The organism is Cupriavidus gilardii, from assembly GCF_013314895.1.
GTDB lineage: Bacteria > Pseudomonadota > Gammaproteobacteria > Burkholderiales > Burkholderiaceae > Cupriavidus > Cupriavidus gilardii_C.
The window spans coordinates 45271-64449 of the sequence record NZ_JABTYE010000024.1 but is presented as its reverse complement, the minus strand read 5'-3'; the positions used below and the strand labels follow the sequence as shown (position 1 = coordinate 64449).

15 protein-coding genes are annotated in these 19179 nt (G+C 67.8%); 5 read left to right on the top strand and 10 right to left on the bottom strand.

Annotated features, from left to right (window positions below; all coding sequences use genetic code 11):
• Positions 1 to 79 precede the first annotated feature (79 nt).
• The 6 genes from adk to HTY53_RS20490 form a co-directional block, all read right to left on the bottom strand.
• On the bottom strand, positions 80 to 745 hold the full coding sequence (adk, locus tag HTY53_RS20515; protein ID WP_174108404.1) for an adenylate kinase: 666 nt from the start codon (positions 743 to 745) through the stop codon (positions 80 to 82).
• 345 nt (positions 746 to 1090) lie between these two features.
• Positions 1091 to 1948, bottom strand: a complete 858-nt coding sequence (gene kdsB / locus HTY53_RS20510; protein ID WP_174108403.1) for a 3-deoxy-manno-octulosonate cytidylyltransferase — start codon at positions 1946 to 1948, stop codon at positions 1091 to 1093.
• 11 nt (positions 1949 to 1959) lie between these two features.
• Positions 1960 to 2148 (bottom strand): Trm112 family protein, encoded by a 189-nt coding sequence (locus HTY53_RS20505; RefSeq protein ID WP_174108402.1) that lies wholly within the window; start codon positions 2146 to 2148, stop codon positions 1960 to 1962.
• On the bottom strand, positions 2129 to 3241 hold the full coding sequence (gene lpxK / locus HTY53_RS20500) for a tetraacyldisaccharide 4'-kinase (protein ID WP_174108401.1): 1113 nt from the start codon (positions 3239 to 3241) through the stop codon (positions 2129 to 2131). Before lpxK ends, HTY53_RS20505 begins: the two co-directional genes overlap by 20 nt.
• A gap of 220 nt (positions 3242 to 3461) precedes the next feature.
• On the bottom strand, positions 3462 to 3890 hold the full coding sequence (locus tag HTY53_RS20495; RefSeq protein WP_174108400.1) for an ExbD/TolR family protein: 429 nt from the start codon (positions 3888 to 3890) through the stop codon (positions 3462 to 3464).
• A gap of 13 nt (positions 3891 to 3903) precedes the next feature.
• A complete protein-coding gene (locus tag HTY53_RS20490) occupies positions 3904 to 4524 on the bottom strand; it encodes a MotA/TolQ/ExbB proton channel family protein (protein WP_174108399.1) in 621 nt (206 codons plus the stop codon).
• 962 nt (positions 4525 to 5486) lie between these two features.
• Here HTY53_RS20490 and xseA point away from each other — a divergent pair.
• Both xseA and HTY53_RS20480 read left to right on the top strand, forming a co-directional pair.
• Positions 5487 to 6872: an exodeoxyribonuclease VII large subunit gene (xseA, locus tag HTY53_RS20485; RefSeq protein WP_174108398.1), complete on the top strand. Its 1386-nt coding sequence runs from the start codon at positions 5487 to 5489 to the stop codon at positions 6870 to 6872.
• Positions 6873 to 7089: 217 nt separating this feature from the next.
• Positions 7090 to 7671, top strand: coding sequence for a superoxide dismutase (locus HTY53_RS20480; protein ID WP_174108397.1), 582 nt, complete (start codon positions 7090 to 7092; stop codon positions 7669 to 7671).
• Between the two features lie 131 nt (positions 7672 to 7802).
• Here the strand turns inward: HTY53_RS20480 and HTY53_RS20475 are convergent, their stop codons facing one another.
• Positions 7803 to 8843 (bottom strand): tripartite tricarboxylate transporter substrate binding protein, encoded by a 1041-nt coding sequence (locus HTY53_RS20475; protein WP_174108396.1) that lies wholly within the window; start codon positions 8841 to 8843, stop codon positions 7803 to 7805.
• A 137-nt stretch (positions 8844 to 8980) separates the two neighbouring features.
• A complete protein-coding gene (locus HTY53_RS20470) occupies positions 8981 to 9895 on the bottom strand; it encodes a LysR family transcriptional regulator (RefSeq protein ID WP_174108395.1) in 915 nt (304 codons plus the stop codon).
• Between the two features lie 292 nt (positions 9896 to 10187).
• Here HTY53_RS20470 and HTY53_RS20465 point away from each other — a divergent pair, with 292 nt between their 5' ends.
• Positions 10188 to 12212: an aconitase family protein gene (locus HTY53_RS20465; protein WP_174108394.1), complete on the top strand. Its 2025-nt coding sequence runs from the start codon at positions 10188 to 10190 to the stop codon at positions 12210 to 12212.
• A 27-nt stretch (positions 12213 to 12239) separates the two neighbouring features.
• On the opposite strand, the gene HTY53_RS20460 is transcribed toward HTY53_RS20465, so the two are convergent.
• Positions 12240 to 15863, bottom strand: coding sequence for an indolepyruvate ferredoxin oxidoreductase family protein (locus HTY53_RS20460; protein ID WP_174108393.1), 3624 nt, complete (start codon positions 15861 to 15863; stop codon positions 12240 to 12242).
• 227 nt (positions 15864 to 16090) lie between these two features.
• On the opposite strand from HTY53_RS20460, the gene HTY53_RS20455 reads away from it, so the two are divergent.
• Entirely contained in the window at positions 16091 to 16999 is a 909-nt protein-coding gene (locus tag HTY53_RS20455; RefSeq protein WP_174108419.1) for a LysR family transcriptional regulator, read from the top strand.
• 125 nt (positions 17000 to 17124) lie between these two features.
• Positions 17125 to 18042: a polyphosphate kinase 2 gene (gene ppk2, locus HTY53_RS20450; protein WP_174108392.1), complete on the top strand. Its 918-nt coding sequence runs from the start codon at positions 17125 to 17127 to the stop codon at positions 18040 to 18042.
• Here the strand turns inward: ppk2 and HTY53_RS20445 are convergent.
• Complete coding sequence (locus HTY53_RS20445) at positions 18036 to 19148, bottom strand: substrate-binding domain-containing protein (RefSeq protein WP_174108391.1); 1113 nt, start codon at positions 19146 to 19148, stop codon at positions 18036 to 18038. The genes ppk2 and HTY53_RS20445 overlap by 7 nt on opposite strands.
• Positions 19149 to 19179: the final 31 nt, after the last annotated feature.

The window sequence follows — 19179 nt, the reverse complement described above, 5'->3', positions numbered from 1 at the left end:
CAGGCAATGAAAAAGGCGGCCAATGGCCGCCTTTGCTTCGTTCGGGTTGCGCCGAATTCGGTGCTTTGGCTTCGGTGACTTACTTCAGCGCCTCGAACACGCGCGTGGTGATCTCGTCCACCGAACCGACGCCGCTGATCTTGCGGTACTGCGGCGGGGCGACACTGGCGCCGGGGTCGCCCTTGGCGGCCCAGTCCGAGTAGTAATCGACCAGTGGACGGGTTTGCTGCGCGTACACATCGAGACGCTTGCGCACGGTCTCTTCCTTGTCGTCGTCGCGCTGGATCAGCGGCTCGCCGGTTTCGTCGTCGACACCGGTCGTCCTGGGCGGGTTGTACTTCAGATGGTAGGTGCGGCCCGAGGCGGCGTGCACCCGGCGGCCGCTCATGCGTTCGATGATGGCGTCGAACGGCACGTCGATCTCCAGCACGTAGTCGATCGGCACGCCGGCTTCCTTCATCGCCTCGGCCTGCGGGATCGTGCGCGGAAAGCCGTCGAACAGATAGCCGTTGCGGCAATCGTCCTGCTTCAGGCGGTCCTTGACCAGGCCGATGATGATGTCGTCGGAAACCAGTCCGCCCGCGTCCATCACCTTCTTGGCCTCGACGCCCAGCGGGGTACCGGCCTTGACGGCGGCGCGCAGCATGTCGCCTGTGGAGATCTGCGGGATGCCGAACTTCTCGCAGATGAACTTGGCTTGCGTGCCTTTGCCGGCGCCGGGCGCGCCCAACAGGATCAAACGCATTTACGGGTCCTCAGAGTTTTGAATCCGGTACAGCGGGGGAATGGAAGGAGGGTAACGCCGAATCTTGACGTGTGGCTTACCGCGCGATGGCCGGGCGCGCTGGCGCTGCCATGGCGGCTGACCGGTGCGGTCCGCATGCCGCAGGGCATGGGCGCAAGCCGGACGGCTCTTTCTTCATCTCCCCACCGAGCTTGCGTCGTCGCCCGCAATGACGGCGACAGCGGCTCTTTATTGGCGAGCATTATGCCACGAGGCAGCCGGAAATCGGCCTGCCGCGGCGGTCAACGGTGTGTAAACCGGAGCGGGCGAATGCCCGGCCCCGTGTGGGATTCCGCCGGTCAGCGGTCAGCGGCCCGACTGTGCCGCGGCCTCCGACCACAGCGCGCGCACGCGTTCCAGATCGGCCGGGGTATCGACGCCGGGCGCCGGCGCGGACTCGGTGACCAGCACCGCGATGCGTTCGCCATGCCACATCGCGCGCAGCTGTTCGAGCGCTTCGGTCTGCTCCAGCGGCGCCGCGGCCAGCGTCGGGAAGCGGCGCAGGAAACCGGCACGATAGGCGTACAGGCCGATATGGCGCAGCACCGGCATCTCGGGCAGCGGCACTTGTGCGTTGGCTGCGGGCATCGACGGCACGCCGGACCAGGCATCGCGCGTCCACGGAATCGGCGCGCGCGAGAAGTACAACGCGCGGCCGGCGCTGTCGCACACCACCTTGACCACGTTCGGATTGAAGACCTCGCCGACCTCGTGCAGCGGATGCGCGGCGGTGGCGATTGCGCAGTCGGGATGCGCGGCCAGATGGCGTGCCACGGCGTCGATCAGTGCCGGCGCGATCAGCGGTTCGTCGCCTTGCACATTGACCACGATCGCATCGTCGCCCAGCGACAGCAGGGTGGCCACTTCGGCCAGCCGGTCGGTGCCGGTGGCATGGTCCGCGCGCGTCAGTACCGCTTCGATGCCATGCTCGGCGCAGGCCGCGCGTACCGTGTCGGCATCGGTGGCGACCACGGTGCGGTGCGCCGACGAGGCCAGGGCGCGTTCGGCGACCCGCACGATCATCGGCTTGCCGCCGATATCGGCGAGCGGCTTGTTGGGCAGACGCGTCGACGCGAGGCGGGCGGGGATGACGACGGTGAACTGCGCGGTGAACTGCGCGGCGAACTGCCCGGTGGAAGGGGCGGCAGAAGCGGCAAGCGACATCGAACCCGCCCTCAGGTCGGATCGACGACGCGGCCCGGCACCGATTGGCGCGCTTCGTCGGCCAGCATCACCGGAATGCCGTCGCGAATCGGATAGGCCAGCTTGTCGGCATGGCAGATCAGCTCCTGCGTGGCGCGGTCGTATTCGAGCTTGCCCTTGCAGAGCGGGCAAACCAGGATTTCAAGCAGCCGGTTGTCCATCTTGGTGTTCCTTGGTTTGGCTGGCCGCGGCGGCGGCGCCGGTGGCCGCGGTCGGCGCTGCCTGGCAGCGCGCGATGACCGTGCGGCGAATTCGATCGATCAGACCCGGATCGATCACGGGCCTGGTGGGGACGACCCAGATGCGCGGGTCAAGCGGCTCGCGAAGCCGGTCGCATTTTACGGCATCCTTCTCGGTGATCAGGATCGCCTCGGCGGCCTGCGCGGCCGGATGGTCGATGAACGGGTCCTCGGCGAAATCGTAGTGGTCGGGCAGCGGCAGCGTATCGGGTTGCAGGCCCGCGCCGCGCAGGCTCGCGAAGAAGCGTTCGGGATTGCCGATGCCGGCCGCCGCCAGCACGCGCCGTCCCGCAAAGGTCGACAGCGGACGGACCATGGTCGGGTCCGCCAGCTGCCAGGCCTGCTCCAGTTCCAGCCGCATGCCGTAGACCTCGGGCCGGTCCGGCGTCGCGCGGAAATACGGGTCGTTGATCAGCGTGGCATCGCGGCGGCGCGACAGCGGCTCGCGCAGCGGCCCGGCCGGCAGCAGCCAGCCATTCCCGCCCATGCGGCCGTCGAACATCACGATCTCGAAATCGCGCTGCAGGCGATAGTGCTGCAGGCCGTCGTCGAGCAGCAGCACGTTGATGCCCGGATGCGAGACCAGCATCGCCTGCGCGCAGGCCACCCGATCGGGAAAGACCCAGACCGGCACGTCGGTCGAGCGGGCAATGAGCAGCGGTTCGTCGCCCACGTCTTCCGCCTTCGAGGTCGCCTTGACGCGGCGCGGCCGTTCCAGCTTGACGCCATAGCCGCGCGAGACCACGCCGGGACGCAGCCCCGCCTCGCACAGCGCATCGGCCAGCGCGATCACCGCCGGCGTCTTGCCGGTGCCGCCCACCGTCACGTTGCCGACCACGACCACCGGCATCGGCAGCCGCGTCGACTTGAACCAGCCGCGCCGGTACGCCAGCCGCCGCAGGCCGCTGATCGCAGCGAACACGCCGGCGAACGGCAGCATCAGCCAGGCAAACCAGCCGCGGCGTTGCCACTGGCGGGTAACGAAGTCGGACAGCAGATGGCGGGCAGCGGGCATGGGCAGAAGGAGAGCGGTTTTCGCCAGAGTCTATCGTGTCGCGGTGGGGCGGCATGGTAGTGCGCCCCTGTCCCGCTCGCGGGACGGAGGTTTGGGGAAGGGGGCAAGCGGCACTTGCCGTGTCAGCGCTGCTTGACGCCACCCCCTCTCCCGACCCTGTCCCCTGAGGGGAGAGGGAGAACGCAATCGAACCTGACCGGCGCTGGTCGGAGGCCGGCGCCTACCGCGTCCCGCCGCTCTGCGTCGCGAACGTCAGCCGCGACAGCCCGGCAATCCGCGCGGCTTCCATCACGTTGACCACCGACTGGTGGCTGGCCTGCGCATCGGCGCTGACGACCAGTACCGGCGCCTGCGCCGCCGCGGTGCCGGCCAGCGCGCGCAGCCGCTCGGTCAGGCCGGCGACGTCGCGGACGCCGACACGCTCCTTGTCGATCGCGTATTCGCCGCTGGCCGACACCGACACCACGATTTCGCGCGGCCGTTGCTGCGAACTTTCCGCCTCGGCGGTCGGCAGCTGGATGCGCAGCTCGGTGTAGCGCGAATAGGTAGTCGTGATCATCAGAAAGATCAGGATCACCAGCAGCACGTCGATCAGCGGAATCAGATTGATCTCGGGCTCGTCGCGCCGGGGACGGGTACGGAATCGCATGGCTCGATCCGCCTCAAGCGCGCCGCTGCGGCAGGATCGCGTCGAGGAAGGTGGTAGCCCGCGATTCCAGTTCGGCCACGTAGTCGTCGACACGCCGGCGGAAATAGCGCCAGAAGATCAGCGCGGGAATCGCCACCATCAGGCCGAAGGCCGTGTTGTACAGCGCCACCGAGATGCCGTGCGCCAGTTGTTCGGGATTGGCGCCGGTGCCGCCCTGGCTGCCGAAGATCTCGATCATGCCGATCACGGTGCCGAGCAGACCCATCAGCGGCGCGACCGACGCGATCGTTCCCAGCGCGTTCAGATAGCGTTCGAGCTCATGCGCGACCGCGCGGCCCGCTTCCTCGATGACGTCCTTGGCGGCGTCCCGCGACGTGTCCGGTTGGGCGATCACGTGGCGCAGCCCGGCCGCCAGCACACGGCCCAGCGGCGAATCGCGTTCGAGCGAGTCGACCACGTCCGGCGTCGCGCGCCGTTGCCGCGCGACCGTCAGCGCCTGGTCGTACAGCTTGGCCGGCAGCACCTTGCTGCGCTTCAGGCTCAGCGAACGTTCGACGATCAAGGCCAGCGCAATGATCGAGGCCAGCAGCAACGGCCAGATCGGCCAACCGGCCGCTTCAATGATGGAAAACACAAGGACACCCCGAGTCGCCGGCGCAAGGGAGGGACTGCGAAAGGCCGGCGTAAAAAAACAGGCGCCACTCTAACGCGCGGCCCCCGGCGGGGCAAGCCGAGATGGGGGGCGCCATCCACTTTCAGACATGTCCACACCCGGCAGGGACAGTGCTGTGGATCGATTGTGGAAAGCTGGCGGACAGGCACGCCAAGTCCTTGATTGGAAAGGATGTCCGCCGGCCTGCTTAAAAATTGAGCAGAGGGGGCGGCAGGTGCGGTATGGCTGTCGGAAGCGACGCGGCGCGTGCATCCCGGCTATCGCCCATGCCGGCTTTCCACACCGCAGCGGGACAGGATTGTGGAACAAGTGTGGACAGCCGCCTGACAAGCAGGGCAACTCCTTGATTTATATGGCATTCCGGCGTCCTGCTTAAAAAATGTGCAACCCTGCCCAAACCGCTTGCCCCGTCGCGGTTCGGCAACGGAAATTCAAAAGTCGACCTCTTTCCACATCCTGCAGGGACAGTGTTGTGGAGCGCCTGTGGATAAGCCTGGGAGAAGCAGGACAAGGCGTTGATCCGTAACGGAATTCCAGCCGCTGCCTAATAAAGTGGCAACACACGCCGATTGGGGCGGTACCGTTTTTCCGCGCTGGCGGTTTTCGCTTCGGTGCGGGAGCGACGTTTCGGTCACCGCGCAGTGTGGGTTGCCGTACGGTCCGTGTTACCGCTCTGTAGTTGTCCAGAGTTCCTGTGGATAACTTTGTGAACAAGCTGGTGTGGACAAATGGTAAGTGATTGACGCGTAAGAGAAATTCTTACATTGCTTAAAAAGTGATGTCGGGGAAAGTCATTAAGAATCAATGGCTTGTGTCAAGTCCCTCGTCACACGGGCCGTTTCAGGCACCCTACAGCGAAGGGCTTGACAGAGCGGTTATGCTGTGGACATGTCCATCTGGCGCCGCTTCGGCGGCGATTTGCCATGTCTGAACCATTCTCGTTTCCGCCTTCGCCAGTCACCCGGACGGCACCTGGCGGGCGCGATGTGATCCCGGTCGGCGAATTGAACCATGCGATTGCATCGGTACTCGAACGCAACTTCCCGCTGGCCTGGGTGCGTGGAGAAATTTCCAATTTCACGCGCGCATCGAGCGGGCACTGGTATTTCTCGCTGAAGGACGCACGCGCGCAGATCCGCTGCGTGATGTTTCGCGGACGAAACCAGCACGTCGACTTTCCGGTGCGCGAAGGCGAGGCTGTGGAAGTGCGCGCGCTGGTCTCGATGTACGAGGCGCGCGGCGAGCTGCAGCTCAATGTCGAAGCGATGCGGCGCGCCGGCGTCGGCAATCTGTACGAGGCCTTTCTGCGCCTGAAGGACAAGCTCTCGCGCGACGGTCTGTTCGATCCCGCACGCAAGCGGCCGATTCCTTCCCATCCGCGCACCATCGGCGTGGTCACGTCGCTGCAGGCGGCGGCGCTGCGCGATGTGCTGACGACCCTGCGCCGCCGCGCGCCGCATATCCAGGTGCTGGTCTATCCGGTGCCCGTGCAGGGCGCGGGCGCCGCCGACAAGATTGCGGCCATGCTTGACACGGTCAGCGCGCGCGCCGAGTGCGACGTGGTCATCCTGTGCCGCGGCGGCGGCAGCATCGAGGATCTGTGGTCGTTCAACGAGGAAGTGGTGGCCCATGCGGTGGCGCGCTGCACGCTGCCGGTGGTCTGCGGCGTCGGCCACGAGACCGACTTCACCATTGCGGACTTTGTGGCCGATGTGCGGGCGCCGACGCCGACCGGCGCGGCCGAACTGGTCAGCCCGGATCGCGCGCATCTGCTGGCGCAGGCGGCGCGGGCACGGGACGCGCTGGGCCAATGCATGCGCCGCCAGCTGGAGCGGCGCGCCCAACATCTGGACTGGCTGGCGCGGCGCGTACGCAGCCCGCAGGCGCAATTGCAGGAGCGGCGCGGACAGCTCGACAATCTCGCCCGACATTTACGCGCGGCATGGCGCGACAACCTGGTGGCGCGACGCCATCGGCTGCAGCTGTGGTCGATGCGCTGGACCGCGCAGCGACCCGACACAAGCGCCGGGCAAGCGGAACTTGCGCGGCTCGTGACCCGCATGCAGGCGGCAAGCGAACGTCAGCACGAACGCGCAACGCAGCGCCTGCATCGCGCCGCCGGCGCGCTCGAACTGCTGGCGCCGCAACGCACGCTCGAACGCGGTTATGCGGTGCTGCTCGACCCGCGCGGCAAGGCGCTGCGCGCGCCGTCCGAGCTTCGTGCCGGCGGCCGGGTCGAGGTCCATCTGGCCGAGGGCGTGGCCGATATCGGCATCGCCAGCGTGCAGGCCAAACTGCTCGATCTATAGGGACGTCACGGGCACCGGCATGGACCCCTCGATGGGCCGCGCATCGTCACGGCATCGCCCGCAAAACCCGGCCGTAAATCCGGCCGCACGGCCCGCGCGGCGAAGCCCACGGCCGCATACTGCCGCGCCGTGAAGGGGCATTGCCGCTCGTTTGCGCCACTATGGCAAGTCACCTACAATCGGTGTCTCCCGTCCCACAACCCACAGAGACAGAACAATGGAACATACTCTCCCCCCGCTGCCGTACCCTCATGATGCGCTGGCCCCGCATATGTCCAAGGAGACCTTGGAGTTCCATCACGACAAGCATCATCAGACGTACGTCACCAATCTGAACAATCTGATCAAGGGTACGGAATTCGAGAACGCGACCCTCGAAGAGATCGTCAAGAAGTCCTCCGGCGGCATCTTCAACAACGCCGCCCAGGTGTGGAACCACACCTTCTTCTGGAACTGCCTGAAGCCGCAAGGCGGCGGTCAACCGACCGGCGCGCTGGCCGATGCCATCAACGCCAAGTGGGGCTCGTTCGACAAGTTCAAGGAAGAGTTCACCAAGACCGCCGTGACCACCTTCGGTTCGGGCTGGGCCTGGCTGGTCAAGAAGGCCGACGGTTCGCTGGACCTGGTGTCGACCTCGAACGCCGCCACCCCGCTGACCACCGACGCCAAGCCGCTGCTGACCTGCGACGTGTGGGAGCACGCCTACTACATCGACTACCGCAACGCCCGCCCGAAGTTCGTCGAGGCGTTCTGGAACGTCGTGAACTGGGACTTCGTCAGCAAGAACTTCGCTGGCTGATCATTCCCGGCGCAAGCAGCAAAGCCCTCCATGCGAGGGCTTTGTTTTTTTGGGGTTGTCCTCCGGCAGTCGCGGAGGCCGTGTACCTGCCGAAGTGCGCGTAGCCGCCGGTGCGCCGACGCGTGCACCGCTCAATTCAGCGTTGCTCCGGCCTGCTTGACGATGCGCGCATGCTTTTCCAGCTCGCTCTGGAAGAACGGTGCCGCCTGCTCCGGCGTGCTGCCGACGATCACCAGGCCCTGTGCGGCAAGATTCTGCTGCACCGGTTTTTCATCGAGCGCGGCCTTGATCCTTGCCTGCAGGTCGGCCGCCTTGTCCTTCGCCAGGCCGGCCGGGCCGACGATCGCCAGCCAGGCGTCGAAGCTGTAGCGCGGCAGGCCGGCTTCGGCCAGCGACGGCACGTCGGGCAGCATCGGAATGCGCTTCGGCGTGGAGACCGCGATGGCCTTGAGCTTGCCGGCCTTCAGTTGCGGCAGCACGGCCGGCACCGTCAGGAAGCCCATCTGCACCTGGCCGCTGAGCAGATCGGTGGTGTAGTTGCCGGCGCCCTTGTACGGCACGTGACGGACCTCGACCTTGGCCTCGCTGGCGAACAGCTCGGCGGCCAGGTGCAGCACGGTGCCGTTGCCGGACGAGCCGTAGTTCAGTTGGTCGGGCTTGCTCTTGAGCAGCGCAACCAGTTCCTGCACGTTGTTGGCCGGCACCGAGGGATTGACGACCAGCACCAGCGGCAGCGTGCCGATCACCGTGATCGGCGTGATGTCGCGCAGCGAGTCGAACGGCATCGAGCGGTAGATCGCGGGATTGATCACGTGGTTCGACGACACCAGGCCCAGCGTCAGCCCGTCCTTGGGCGCACGCACGATCTGCTGCGTGCCGGGGATGCCGCCGGCCCCGGCGATGTTTTCGATGACGATCGGATGGCCAAGATGGCGGCCCATCGATTCGCCGAGGGCCCGCGCCACGGCGTCGGCCTGCGAGCCTGGCTGGGTCGGCACGATCAGCCGCAGCGGCTTGCCGTCGGGGGATTGCGCGTGGGCCACCGGCGCGGCCGTCAATGCAGCGGCAACCGTCAGCGCGAGGGTCGGGCGAGCGGCGTGGCGAATGGCGTGGCGAGCGGCGTGTCGAATGGCGTGGCGCAGGCGGCCGACGGTGCGAAGGAAGGGGGGCATGCTGTCTCCGTTGTCGCGAGGCGGGAACCTGTGGACGGTTCCTCTGCGCGCCAGTCTAGAGCGGCGAGCCTGCCGGCAAGAAATGCTGTTGCGACGGACGGGGTATCGCGTTCCGCGATAGCCGCCAGGTCATCCGCTCACACGGCGTCGGAGCACGCCGTTGGTCCTTCGTCCCGCAATGCCGCGATCAGCGCATCCACCGCGCGCAGCCGCGGCGATTTGCGCGGCGCATAGACGCGCAGTTCGCGCTGCCGCCATGGCTCGTCCAGCGGCACCCGCACGAAGCGCCGCGTGCCCGCATAGGCAGTCGTCGCACTGTGGGGTATCACGGCCAGGCCCAATCCCGCCTCGACCATCCGGCAAGCGGCCTCGAAGCTCGATACCGCTACGCTCTGCCGCATCGGCAGGCCCGCTTCGGCCGCGCGATCGCGCAGCTCGGTATCGAGCGCTCCGCCTTGCTGCACCACGACCAGCGGATATTGGAGGACATCGGCGTAGCGCAGCGCCGCCCGCGCCGACAGCGCATGGCTGGCCGGCAGCAGCACCATCAACGGGTCCTGCGCGAAGTGCCACGACTCCAGCCCGCGCGCGCCGTCGATCGCCACGCCGACACCGACGTCCGCATGATCGTCGAGGCAGGCGCGCAGCGTCTCGCTGGTGGAGCGTTCGTGCAGCGCGATATCGACGTGCGGATGGCCGGCCCGAAACGCATGCAGCCGTTCGGGCAGAAAGCCGACGATCGAAGAGGGGCTCGCCGACAGCCGCACGGTGCCGGCCACCTGATCGCCGAGGTCCTGGACCTCGCGGGCAAAGGCGGCGATGTCCTCGTTCAGCTTGCGGCCCAGTTCCAGTGCGCGCACGCCCGCTTCGGTCAGCGTCACGCCGGACGGCGAGCGCACCAGCAGCGCCACGCCCAGGCTGCGCTCAAGATCGGCGATCCGGCGGCTCAGCGCCGATTGCGCAATGTGTTCGGCCTCGGCGGCGCGCTTGATGGAGCCTTCCCGCGCGGCGGCGAGAAAGAGCTGGATGCTGACGGGATCGATGCGGTGCATGGGCGGTGCAGGAGCGGTGCATGGGCGGTGCATTGGGAATCGGACTTCAGCCCGGACGGTCATCGGGCGGACCCACGGCGCTCGTCCTGGCGGCGCAAGTGTCCCGCAAAACGGTGGCACGGAACAAGGGTGCCTTGCCCGCCGCCATCGTCCTCCGTGGATCGCCCGCGGGCGGGACTGCAGGTTTACCCGGATATGTCTGCCGAAGATAGCCCCGATGCCGCATCGGCGCTTGGCTGCTGCGCGGCGGCGCGCGTAGATTCGGTGATTTTCGGGACTGGAGAAGACCGCGATGGACCGTCTGCAGATCGATGGCCGCATTCTGTTTCTTGCCGATTGCCCGCAGACGATCGAACGGCAGCTGGGCGGCGAGGCGCTGACGCTGGAGCAGGCCGGCGCGCTGCGCGACGATGTCTCGACCGACGAGATCACGCCGGTACCGATCCTGACCCATTTCGACGACAAGCTCGGGCGCTATCCCTATACCGGCCTGCGGGCGGGCGGTGCCCAGCCGATCGCCGTGGATGCGATCCGGCAGGGCGGCTTTGCCGTGACCGTCGCCGGCAACCGCTACGGCAAGGGCTCGTCGCGCGAGCACAGCCCCGCGGCCGAGAAGCTCGCCGGCATCCGCTTGGTGATCGCCCGCAGTTTCGAGCGGATCTATCGGCAGAATGCCGACAACATCGGACTGCTGACCTCGACCGACTTCGGCCTGATTCCGCGCTTGCTGGCCGGCGAGGCGATTGCGCTCGACGAATTGCTGGCCGGCCGCGATGCGCTGGCCGCGCAGATCCTGCGCGAGGGCGGGCTGCTGCGCTTCGGTCAACGGCATCTGCGAGGTCTCGACAAGGATCCTGCGCCGCAGCGGCGAGCCGCGCGGCAACCCCTGGATCGTCCGCGTACGCTGTTCGAGAAGATCGTGGCCCGCCATGCGATCGCCACCGCCGTCACCCCGGCCGATCCTGCACCGGGCGACGGCATCTTCGTGCGCGCCGACTGGCGCTTCATCCACGAGTACTACACCGGCATGGCGGCCCATATGCTGCACGCCGCGCTGGGCCGCCCGCTCGCGCTGCACGAGCCGGAGCGCGTCGTCGTGTTCGAGGACCACACCTCGTATGTCGAGCAAAGCCCGGCCCATCTGCGCGGCGGCCTGGTGCAGAACGTCGTGCAGATGCGCGACGCCCAGCGGCGTTTCGTCGCGGATTACGCGCTGCGGGTCCACCGGACGCTGACCGAGGACGAGGCCCTGCGCGACGACGGCAGCAATATTGCCGGCATCTCGCACGCGATGATGGCCGAGCATTACGCGCTGCCGGGCCAGCTGGTGGTCGGCACCGACTCGCACACGCCGCACAGCGGCGCGCTTGGCTGCGTGGCGTTCGGCGTGGGAACCACCGACATGGCCAATGCCTTCGTCACCGGGGCGGTGCGCATGACCTTGCCCGCGTCATTGCGTATCGTGCTGGACGGCGCGCTGCCGGAGGGGGTGACCGCCAAGGACGTGGTGCTGCATCTGCTCGCGTTGCCCGCGATTCGCGGCGGCGCGGGCGTCGGCAAGGTGTTCGAGTTCACCGGTCCGGTGGTGTCGTCTCTGTCGACCGACGAACGCGCGACCCTGACCAATATGTGCGCCGAGCTGGGAGGCTTTACCGGCATCGTTGCACCGGACGAGGAAACGGTGCGCTTCCTGAAGGCCAGGCGCGGCGTCGATTTCACGATCGAGCCGTGGATGCGCAGCGACGACGGCGCTGACTATGCGGCGACGATCCACGTCGATTGCAGCGGCCTTGCGCCGATGGTGGCGCGGCCAGGCGATCCCGGCAACGGCCTGGCGCTGTCCGATCTGAACGAGCCGGTACGGATCGACATCGCCTACGGCGGCTCGTGTACGGCCGGCAAACGCGAGGATTTCGACCACTATCACGCGGTGCTGCGCTGGGCCGCTGATCGCGGATTGCGCGTGCCGGCCGGCGTCACGCTGTATCTCCAATTCGGGACGACGGCGGTGCGCGACTACTGCATTGCCCAGGGCTATCTCGATGCGTTCGACGCGGTCGGCGCGACGATCCTGCAGCCTTCCTGCGGCGCCTGCGCGAACTGCGGGCCGGGCTCGTCGACGGCGGCCGAGCAGGTCACGGTCAGCTCGATCAATCGCAATTTCCCCGGCCGCTCGGGGCCGGGACAGGTGTGGCTGGCAAGCCCGCCGACGGTCGCCGCCAGCGCGATTGCGGGGCGGCTGCTGTCGTTCGACGATCTGCGGGCGCAATGGGAACGCGGCGATTCACCGCGTGCCGCGGCGCCGGCTATGCCGTAAGGCGGTAGCCGGCCCGCGTGCGCGGCATCAAGCCGCGGCGCGCTCGCTGTCCGCGGCCACGCCGCCGCGATAACGCGCCATCAGCTCGGCGCGCCGCTGCGCCGCCTTGCGCATGCTCGCTTCCTTCACCGGCCCGAAGCCGCGGATATCGTCCGGAAGCGCCGCCAGTGCCAGCGCCGTGTCGATCCGCCGTGCATCCAGACCGCGCGCGAACTCGTCGACCATCGCCAGATACTCGTCCACCAGCCGCCGTTCCTCGCGGCGCTCCGCGGTGCGGCCGAAGGGGTCGAACGGCGTGCCGCGCAGCCCCTTGAGCCTGGCCAGCAGCCTGAACAGCGTCATCGTCCGCGGACCGAAGCGGCGCTTGACCGGACGGCCATTGCGCGACTCGCCGGACAGCAGCGGCGGTGCCAGCCAGAAGTTCAGCTGATAGTCGCGGCCGGGCTCGCCGTCGAACTGCGCGCGCAGCTTGTCGAGGAAGGCCGGATCGGCGTACAGCCGCGCGACCTCGTATTCGTCCTTGTAGGACATCAGCTTGGCCAGATTGCGCGCAACGGCCTCGGTCAGCGGCAGCTTGCGGTCGGCGCCGAGCGCCAGCTCCGCCTGACGTACCTTGTCGACCGCGGCCAGATAGCGCGCGGCGTAGCCGTCGTTCTGGTAGGCGCGCAGCAGCGCGGCGCGGTCCTGGATCAAGCGGTCCAGCGTCTGGGGCAGCGGGACCACGTGCGTCGATGCGGCGCTTGCGCGGCCAGGGACCTCACCGGCGCCGTCCAGACTCGCCCGTACGGTCGTCTCGCCACCATGGGCCAGCGCGCGACCCCAGGCAAACGCCAGCAGGTTCTTCTGCACGGCGACGCCATTGAGCGTGATCGCGCGCGTCAGGCTGGCCAGCGACAGCGGCACCCAGCCGCGCTGCCACGCGAAGCCCAGCAGCAGCGGATTGGCGAAGATCGCATCGCCCAGCAGCCTGACGGCCCACGCATTGGCGTCGATAAAGGCGCAGGCCTCGCCGATGCTGTCGCGCAGATCCTGCTCCGCCGACGCGCCGGGGAAGCGCCATTTCGGGTTGGCGATCAGATCCGCGGTCGGCGTGCGGGCGCTGTTGATGGCCGCGGCGGTGATATCGCGCCGGACCTTCGACAGCACCTCCGCCGACGCCGACACGATCGCATCGCAGCCGATCACCAGCCGCGCTTCGCCGGTGGCGACGCGCGTGGCGTGCAGCCCCTGCGGCGTGGCGGCGATCTGCACGTGGCTGAGCACCGCGCCGCCCTTCTGCGCGAGCCCCGCCATGTCGAGCACGGTGACGCCCTTGCCTTCGAGATGCGCGGCCATGCCGAGGATGCCGCCGATCGTCACCACGCCGGTGCCGCCGACGCCGGTCACGACGATGCCGTGGGCCCGCTCCAGCGGCGGCAGCGTCGGCGAGGGCAGGGCGTCGAGGTCGATCGCGCCTGCCTTCGTTCCTGTCTGCGTTCCCGCGGCCGATGGCTTGCGCACCTGCGCGCCCTCGGCCGTCACGAAGCTCGGACAGAAGCCGTTCAGGCAGGAGAAGTCCTTGTTGCACGACGACTGGTTGATCGCGCGCTTGGTGCCGAGCGGAGTCTCCAGCGGTTCCACCGACAGGCAGTTCGACTGCACCGAGCAGTCGCCGCAGCCCTCGCAGACCGCGTCGTTGATGAAGGCGCGCCGCGCCGGATCGGGATAGTCGCCGCGCTTGCGCCGGCGGCGCTTCTCGGTCGCGCAGGTCTGGTCGTAGATCAGTACGGTGACGCCGGGCGTCTCGCGCAGGCGCCGCTGCACGTCGTCGAGCTGGTCGCGGTGATGCACGGCGACGCCGGTCGGCAGCCCGCCGCCGCCGGCGTATTTTTCAGGTTCGTCGGTCACGACGACGATCTCGCGTGCACCCTCGGCCAGCACCTGATGCGCGATGCGCGGCACGGTCAGCACGCCGTCGACCGGCTGACCGCCGGTCATCGCCACCGCATCGTTGAACAGCACCTTGTAGGTGATATTGGCCTTGGCCGCGATCGCCGCGCGGATCGCCAGCAGTCCCGAATGGAAGTAGGTGCCATCGCCCAGATTGACGAACACGTGCTTCTCGTCGGTGAAATGCATCTGGCCGGTCCACGCCACGCCTTCGCCGCCCATCTGGCTGAAGGTGTCGGTATTGCGGTCCATCCACATCGCCATGTAGTGGCAGCCGATGCCGGCCAGCGCGCGGGAGCCCTCGGGCACGCGCGTCGACGTGTTGTGCGGGCAGCCCGAGCAGAACCAGGGCTTGCGTTCGACCGACAGCCGCGGCCTGGACGCCTCGCGCTCCTTCGCTTCGATCAGCGCCACGCGCGCGGCGATGCGCGCGCGCACGTCGCCGGGCAGGTCGGCCTTGTCCAGGCGCCGCGCGATCGCCTTGGCGATGATCGCCGGCGACAGCTCGTAGTGCGCGGGCAGCAGCCAGCTGCCGCGCGGCACCGACCATTCGCCGCCTTCGTTGTCGCGCTCGTCGAACTTGCCGAACACGCGCGGGCGGACATCGTCGCGCCAGTTGTACAGTTCTTCCTTCAGCGCGTATTCGAGGATCTGGCGCTTTTCCTCGACCACCAGGATCTCGTCGAGACCGGTGGCGAACTCGCGCGCGTCCTGCGCGTCGAGCGGCCACACGCAGCCGATTTTCATCACGCGGATGCCGATGCGCGCGCAGGTGTCGTCATCCAGCCCAAGGTCGGTCAGCGCCTGCCGGACATCGAGATAGGCCTTGCCCGCGGTCATGATGCCGAAGCGCGCCCGCGGCGAATCGACGACCACGCGGTTCAGCTTGTTGGCGCGCACATAGGCCAGCGCCGCGTACCACTTGTGGTCCAGCAGCCGTGCTTCCTGCGCCAGCGGCGGGTCGGGCCAGCGGATATTGAGTCCGCCTTCCGGCATCGCGAAGTCCTGCGGCAGCACGACCTGTACGCGGTCCGGATCGATCTCGACCGACGCGCTCGATTCGACCACGTCGGTGACGCACTTCATCGCCACCCACAGGCCCGAATAGCGGCTCATCGCCCAGCCGTGCAGCCCATAGTCGAGGTATTCCTGCACGGTGGACGGGTAGAGCACCGGAATGCCCGCGGCGATCAGCACGTGCTCGGACTGGTGCGCGACCGACGAGGACTTGGCGGCATGATCGTCGCCGGCCAGCAGCAGCACGCCGCCATGGGGCGCGGAGCCGGCGGAGTTGGCGTGCTTGAGCACATCGATCGAGCGGTCGACGCCCGGGCCTTTGCCGTACCACATCGAGAACACGCCGTCGCGCTTCGCGCCGGGGAACAGATTGACCTGCTGCGTGCCCCACACCGCCGTGGCCGCCAGATCCTCGTTCAGCCCGGGCTGGAACACCACGTCGCTGCCGGCCAGATGCGTCTTTGCCTGCCACAGCGCCTGGTCGAGCCCGCCGAGCGGCGAGCCGCGATAGCCGGAGACATAGCCGGCGGTATTGAGCCCCGCGGCACGGTCGCGCGCCTTCTGCAGCATCGGCAGGCGCACCAGCGCCTGGGTGCCGCTCAGATAGACGCGGCCTTTCTCTACGGTGTACTTGTCGTCGAGGCTGACGTTGGCCAGCGCGTCGGCCAGGGCCTGTTGCTGCGCGGGGGAAAGCGGGCTGTTCATGGGGGGTGTCTCCGGCTTGTTGCGATCGCTGGCGATCCGCGGACCTATCGTTATCGTTTGCCGGACGAGTGTAGGAAAGCGCTTCGCTATCGTAAAATCACAAAATCGGAGCGCTGATATTTGGAAATCGCATGGCTGCACGTCCCCCTTCCCGCGTAGGTTCCCCGTCCCTTTCAGCCGGTATCGCGGGCTCGCCGACCGGCGATGCCAAGACGCGCCCGGCGCCGCTGGCGCGCGACATCACGCTGCGGCAGCTGCGCTATTTCCAGGCCGCCGCCGAAACCGGCCAGTTCTCGATGGCCGCCACGCGCGAGCACGTGTCGCAGTCGGCCATCACCAATGCGGTGCTGGCGCTGGAGCAGCGGCTGGCCGTGCGGCTGTTCGACCGGCTGCCGCACGGCGTCGCGCTGACCGCCGAGGGGCACAGGCTGCTGCAGCGGGTCGCGGGCATTCTCGATTCGGTCGAGGACATGCTGCGCGAGCCGTCGCTGCAGGGCCCTGGCCAGCAAGGCACGGTGGCCTTCGCGGCCTCGTACACGGTGCTCGGCTATCTGCTGCCGGCCTTGCTGGCGCGCTTTCGTGCGCACTACCCCGACATCGTCTTCGACCTGCGCGACCTCGACCGCGTCCAGATCGAGGAGGCGGTGCTGTCAGGCGAGATCGAGCTGGGCGTGGTGCTGCTGTCGAACGTCGCGCGCCCGCAGCGCTTCGCGCACCGTACCCTGATCCGCTCGCGCCGGCAGCTGTGGGCGCCGCCGGGCCATCCGCTGATGCAGGGCGGCGCGCCCACGCTCAAGGACGTGGCGGGCTATCCGTACATCCTGCTGACCGTCGACGAAGGCGAGACCTCGACGCTGCGCTACTGGAAGAGCAAGCGGCTGTCCCCCGATATCGCGTTTCGCACCACCTCGATGGAAGCGCTGCGCGGACTGGTCGCGCACGGCTTCGGCGTCACGGTGCTGTCCGACATGGTGTTCCGTCCGTGGTCGCTCGAGGGCAAGGAAATCGAGGTGCGGCCGCTGGCCGACGTGGTGCCCGACATGGAAGTCGGGCTGATCTGGCGGCGCGACGTGCCGCTGAGCGAGCCGGCGCAGCTGCTGCGGGACTTTCTGGTCTACGCTTGTGGAGCGCCGTGATGTCGCCTCGGCCCGCGCGTTCACGGCTTTGACATACCGGTGCGCTACGCTGGCGAGCCGCCCGGCCACGGGCGAGGGCCGGCCGGCGTGTTGGCGTAGCGTGATGAAGCGTGAAGGAGCGTGAGATGACCCCGAGCGAAGAAGAACTGGTGCGCCGCATCCATCGCGAGGTGGCGGACCACTACGATGAGGAATTCGAGCTCGCGCTCGAGGACGGCGACGCGCAGGCGTTGCTGAACTCCGAGTCGCTGCCCGGCGGCGCCGTCGACCGCGAATCGCGCCGGCACTATTTCAGCGAGCTGTTCCGCCTGCAGGGCGAACTCGTCAAGCTGCAGAGCTGGGTGGTCGCCACCGGCCAGAAGATCGTGATCGTGTTCGAAGGGCGCGATGCCGCCGGCAAGGGCGGCGTGATCAAGCGCATCACGCAGCGGCTCAATCCGCGCGTCTGCCGCGTCGCGGCACTGCCCGCGCCGAACGACCGCGAACGGACCCAGTGGTATTTCCAGCGCTATGTGTCGCACCTGCCGGCGGCCGGCGAGATCGTGCTGTTCGATCGCAGCTGGTACAACCGCGCCGGCGTCGAGCGTGTGATGGGCTTCTGCACCGACGACCAGTACGAGGAGTTCTTCCGCTCGGTGCCCGAATTCGAGAAGATGCTGGTGCGCTCGGGCATCCGGCTGATCAAGTACTGGTTCTCGATCTCGGACGAGGAGCAGGAACTGCGCTTCCTGTCGCGCATCCACGATCCGCTGAAGCAGTGGAAGCTCAGCCCGATGGATCTCGAATCGCGCCGCCGCTGGGAGGCCTATACCAAGGCCAAGGAAATCATGCTGGCACGCACGCATATCCCCGAGGCGCGCTGGTGGGTCGTGCACGCGGACGACAAGAAGGTCGCGCGGCTCAATTGCATTCACCACCTGCTGACGCTGATTCCCTATCGCGAGATCGAGCAGCCCGAGATCGTGTTGCCGGAGCGCCAGCGCAGCGACGACTACGCGCGCCAGCCGGTGCCCGACGAGATGTGGGTGCCGCAGGTTTATTGAGCGCCGGTTTGGAGCGATAGCGCGCGCTGCAGCTCGGGAAAGGCCTGCGGCAGCGTCAGCACCGTGCCCGTCAGCGTGGCATCGTAGCCGGGGAGCGCATCGACCCGCTCCCGAAACCCGCCGCTGGTCAGTGCCGCCACCGCATCGGCCAGCATCGGGCTCTGCAGCCGTTCGCGTTCCATCGCGAAGAAGTAGCGTTCCTTGAGCACCGGCACGAAGTCCAGGCCGAAGCGCCGCGCCGCGGTTTCGACGCCGAAGCCGACATCGGCCATGCCGCTGCCGATATACGCGGCCACCGCCGCATGGGTGAATTCGCCGTTGCTGTAGCCGTCGATGCGCCCCGGGTCGATGCCGCGCGCCCGCAGGATCAGATCGAGCAGCAGGCGCGTTCCCGAACCGACCTGGCGGTTGACGAAGCGCACGTCCGGCCGCAGCAGGTCGTCCAGCCGCGTGATCTGCTTCGGATTGCCGCGGGCGACGAACAGGCCCTGCGTGCGCACCGCCAGATGGATCAGGCAATGCCGCTCCGGATGCAGCCAGCCGGCAAAGCGCGCGAACGTCTCCGCCTCGAACTCGCCGATCGGCACATGGAAGCCCGCGATATCGCAGTTGCCGGCGGCGAGCGCGGCCACCGCTTCCAGACTGCCGCAGTACTTCAGGTCATGGCGGACCTTGTGCTCGTCGAGAAAGTCGCGCAAGGCGGCGACAGCGAAGCCGTGGCTGGCATGCAGGCGCAGCGCGCTGACCGACGCGTCGAGCACCTTTTTCAATTCGATCTCCAGCTCCGAAGCCAGGCTCTCCAGCGTCGGCGACAACCGCGCGGCGATGCGCTTGTTGGCCCAGACCAGTTGTTGCGACAGCGGCGTCAGCACGCTGCCGCGGCCGCGGCGCTTGTCGATCAGCGGGCCGCCGAACAGCGACTGCGCGTCTTCGAGCAGGCCCCAGGCATAGCGGTACGACAGCCCGATCGCCTCGCACGATTGGCGGATGCTGCCGGTGCGTTCGATATGGGCGAGCAGGGTGACCAGCCGCGAGACATCGAGCGGCGCGGCCCCGTTGCTGTCGTCGCGCACCTGCAGGTGCGGATGGATGGCGATCCTTAGCATAGGCGAAAAATAGCATATTGCCGCTCGCGTG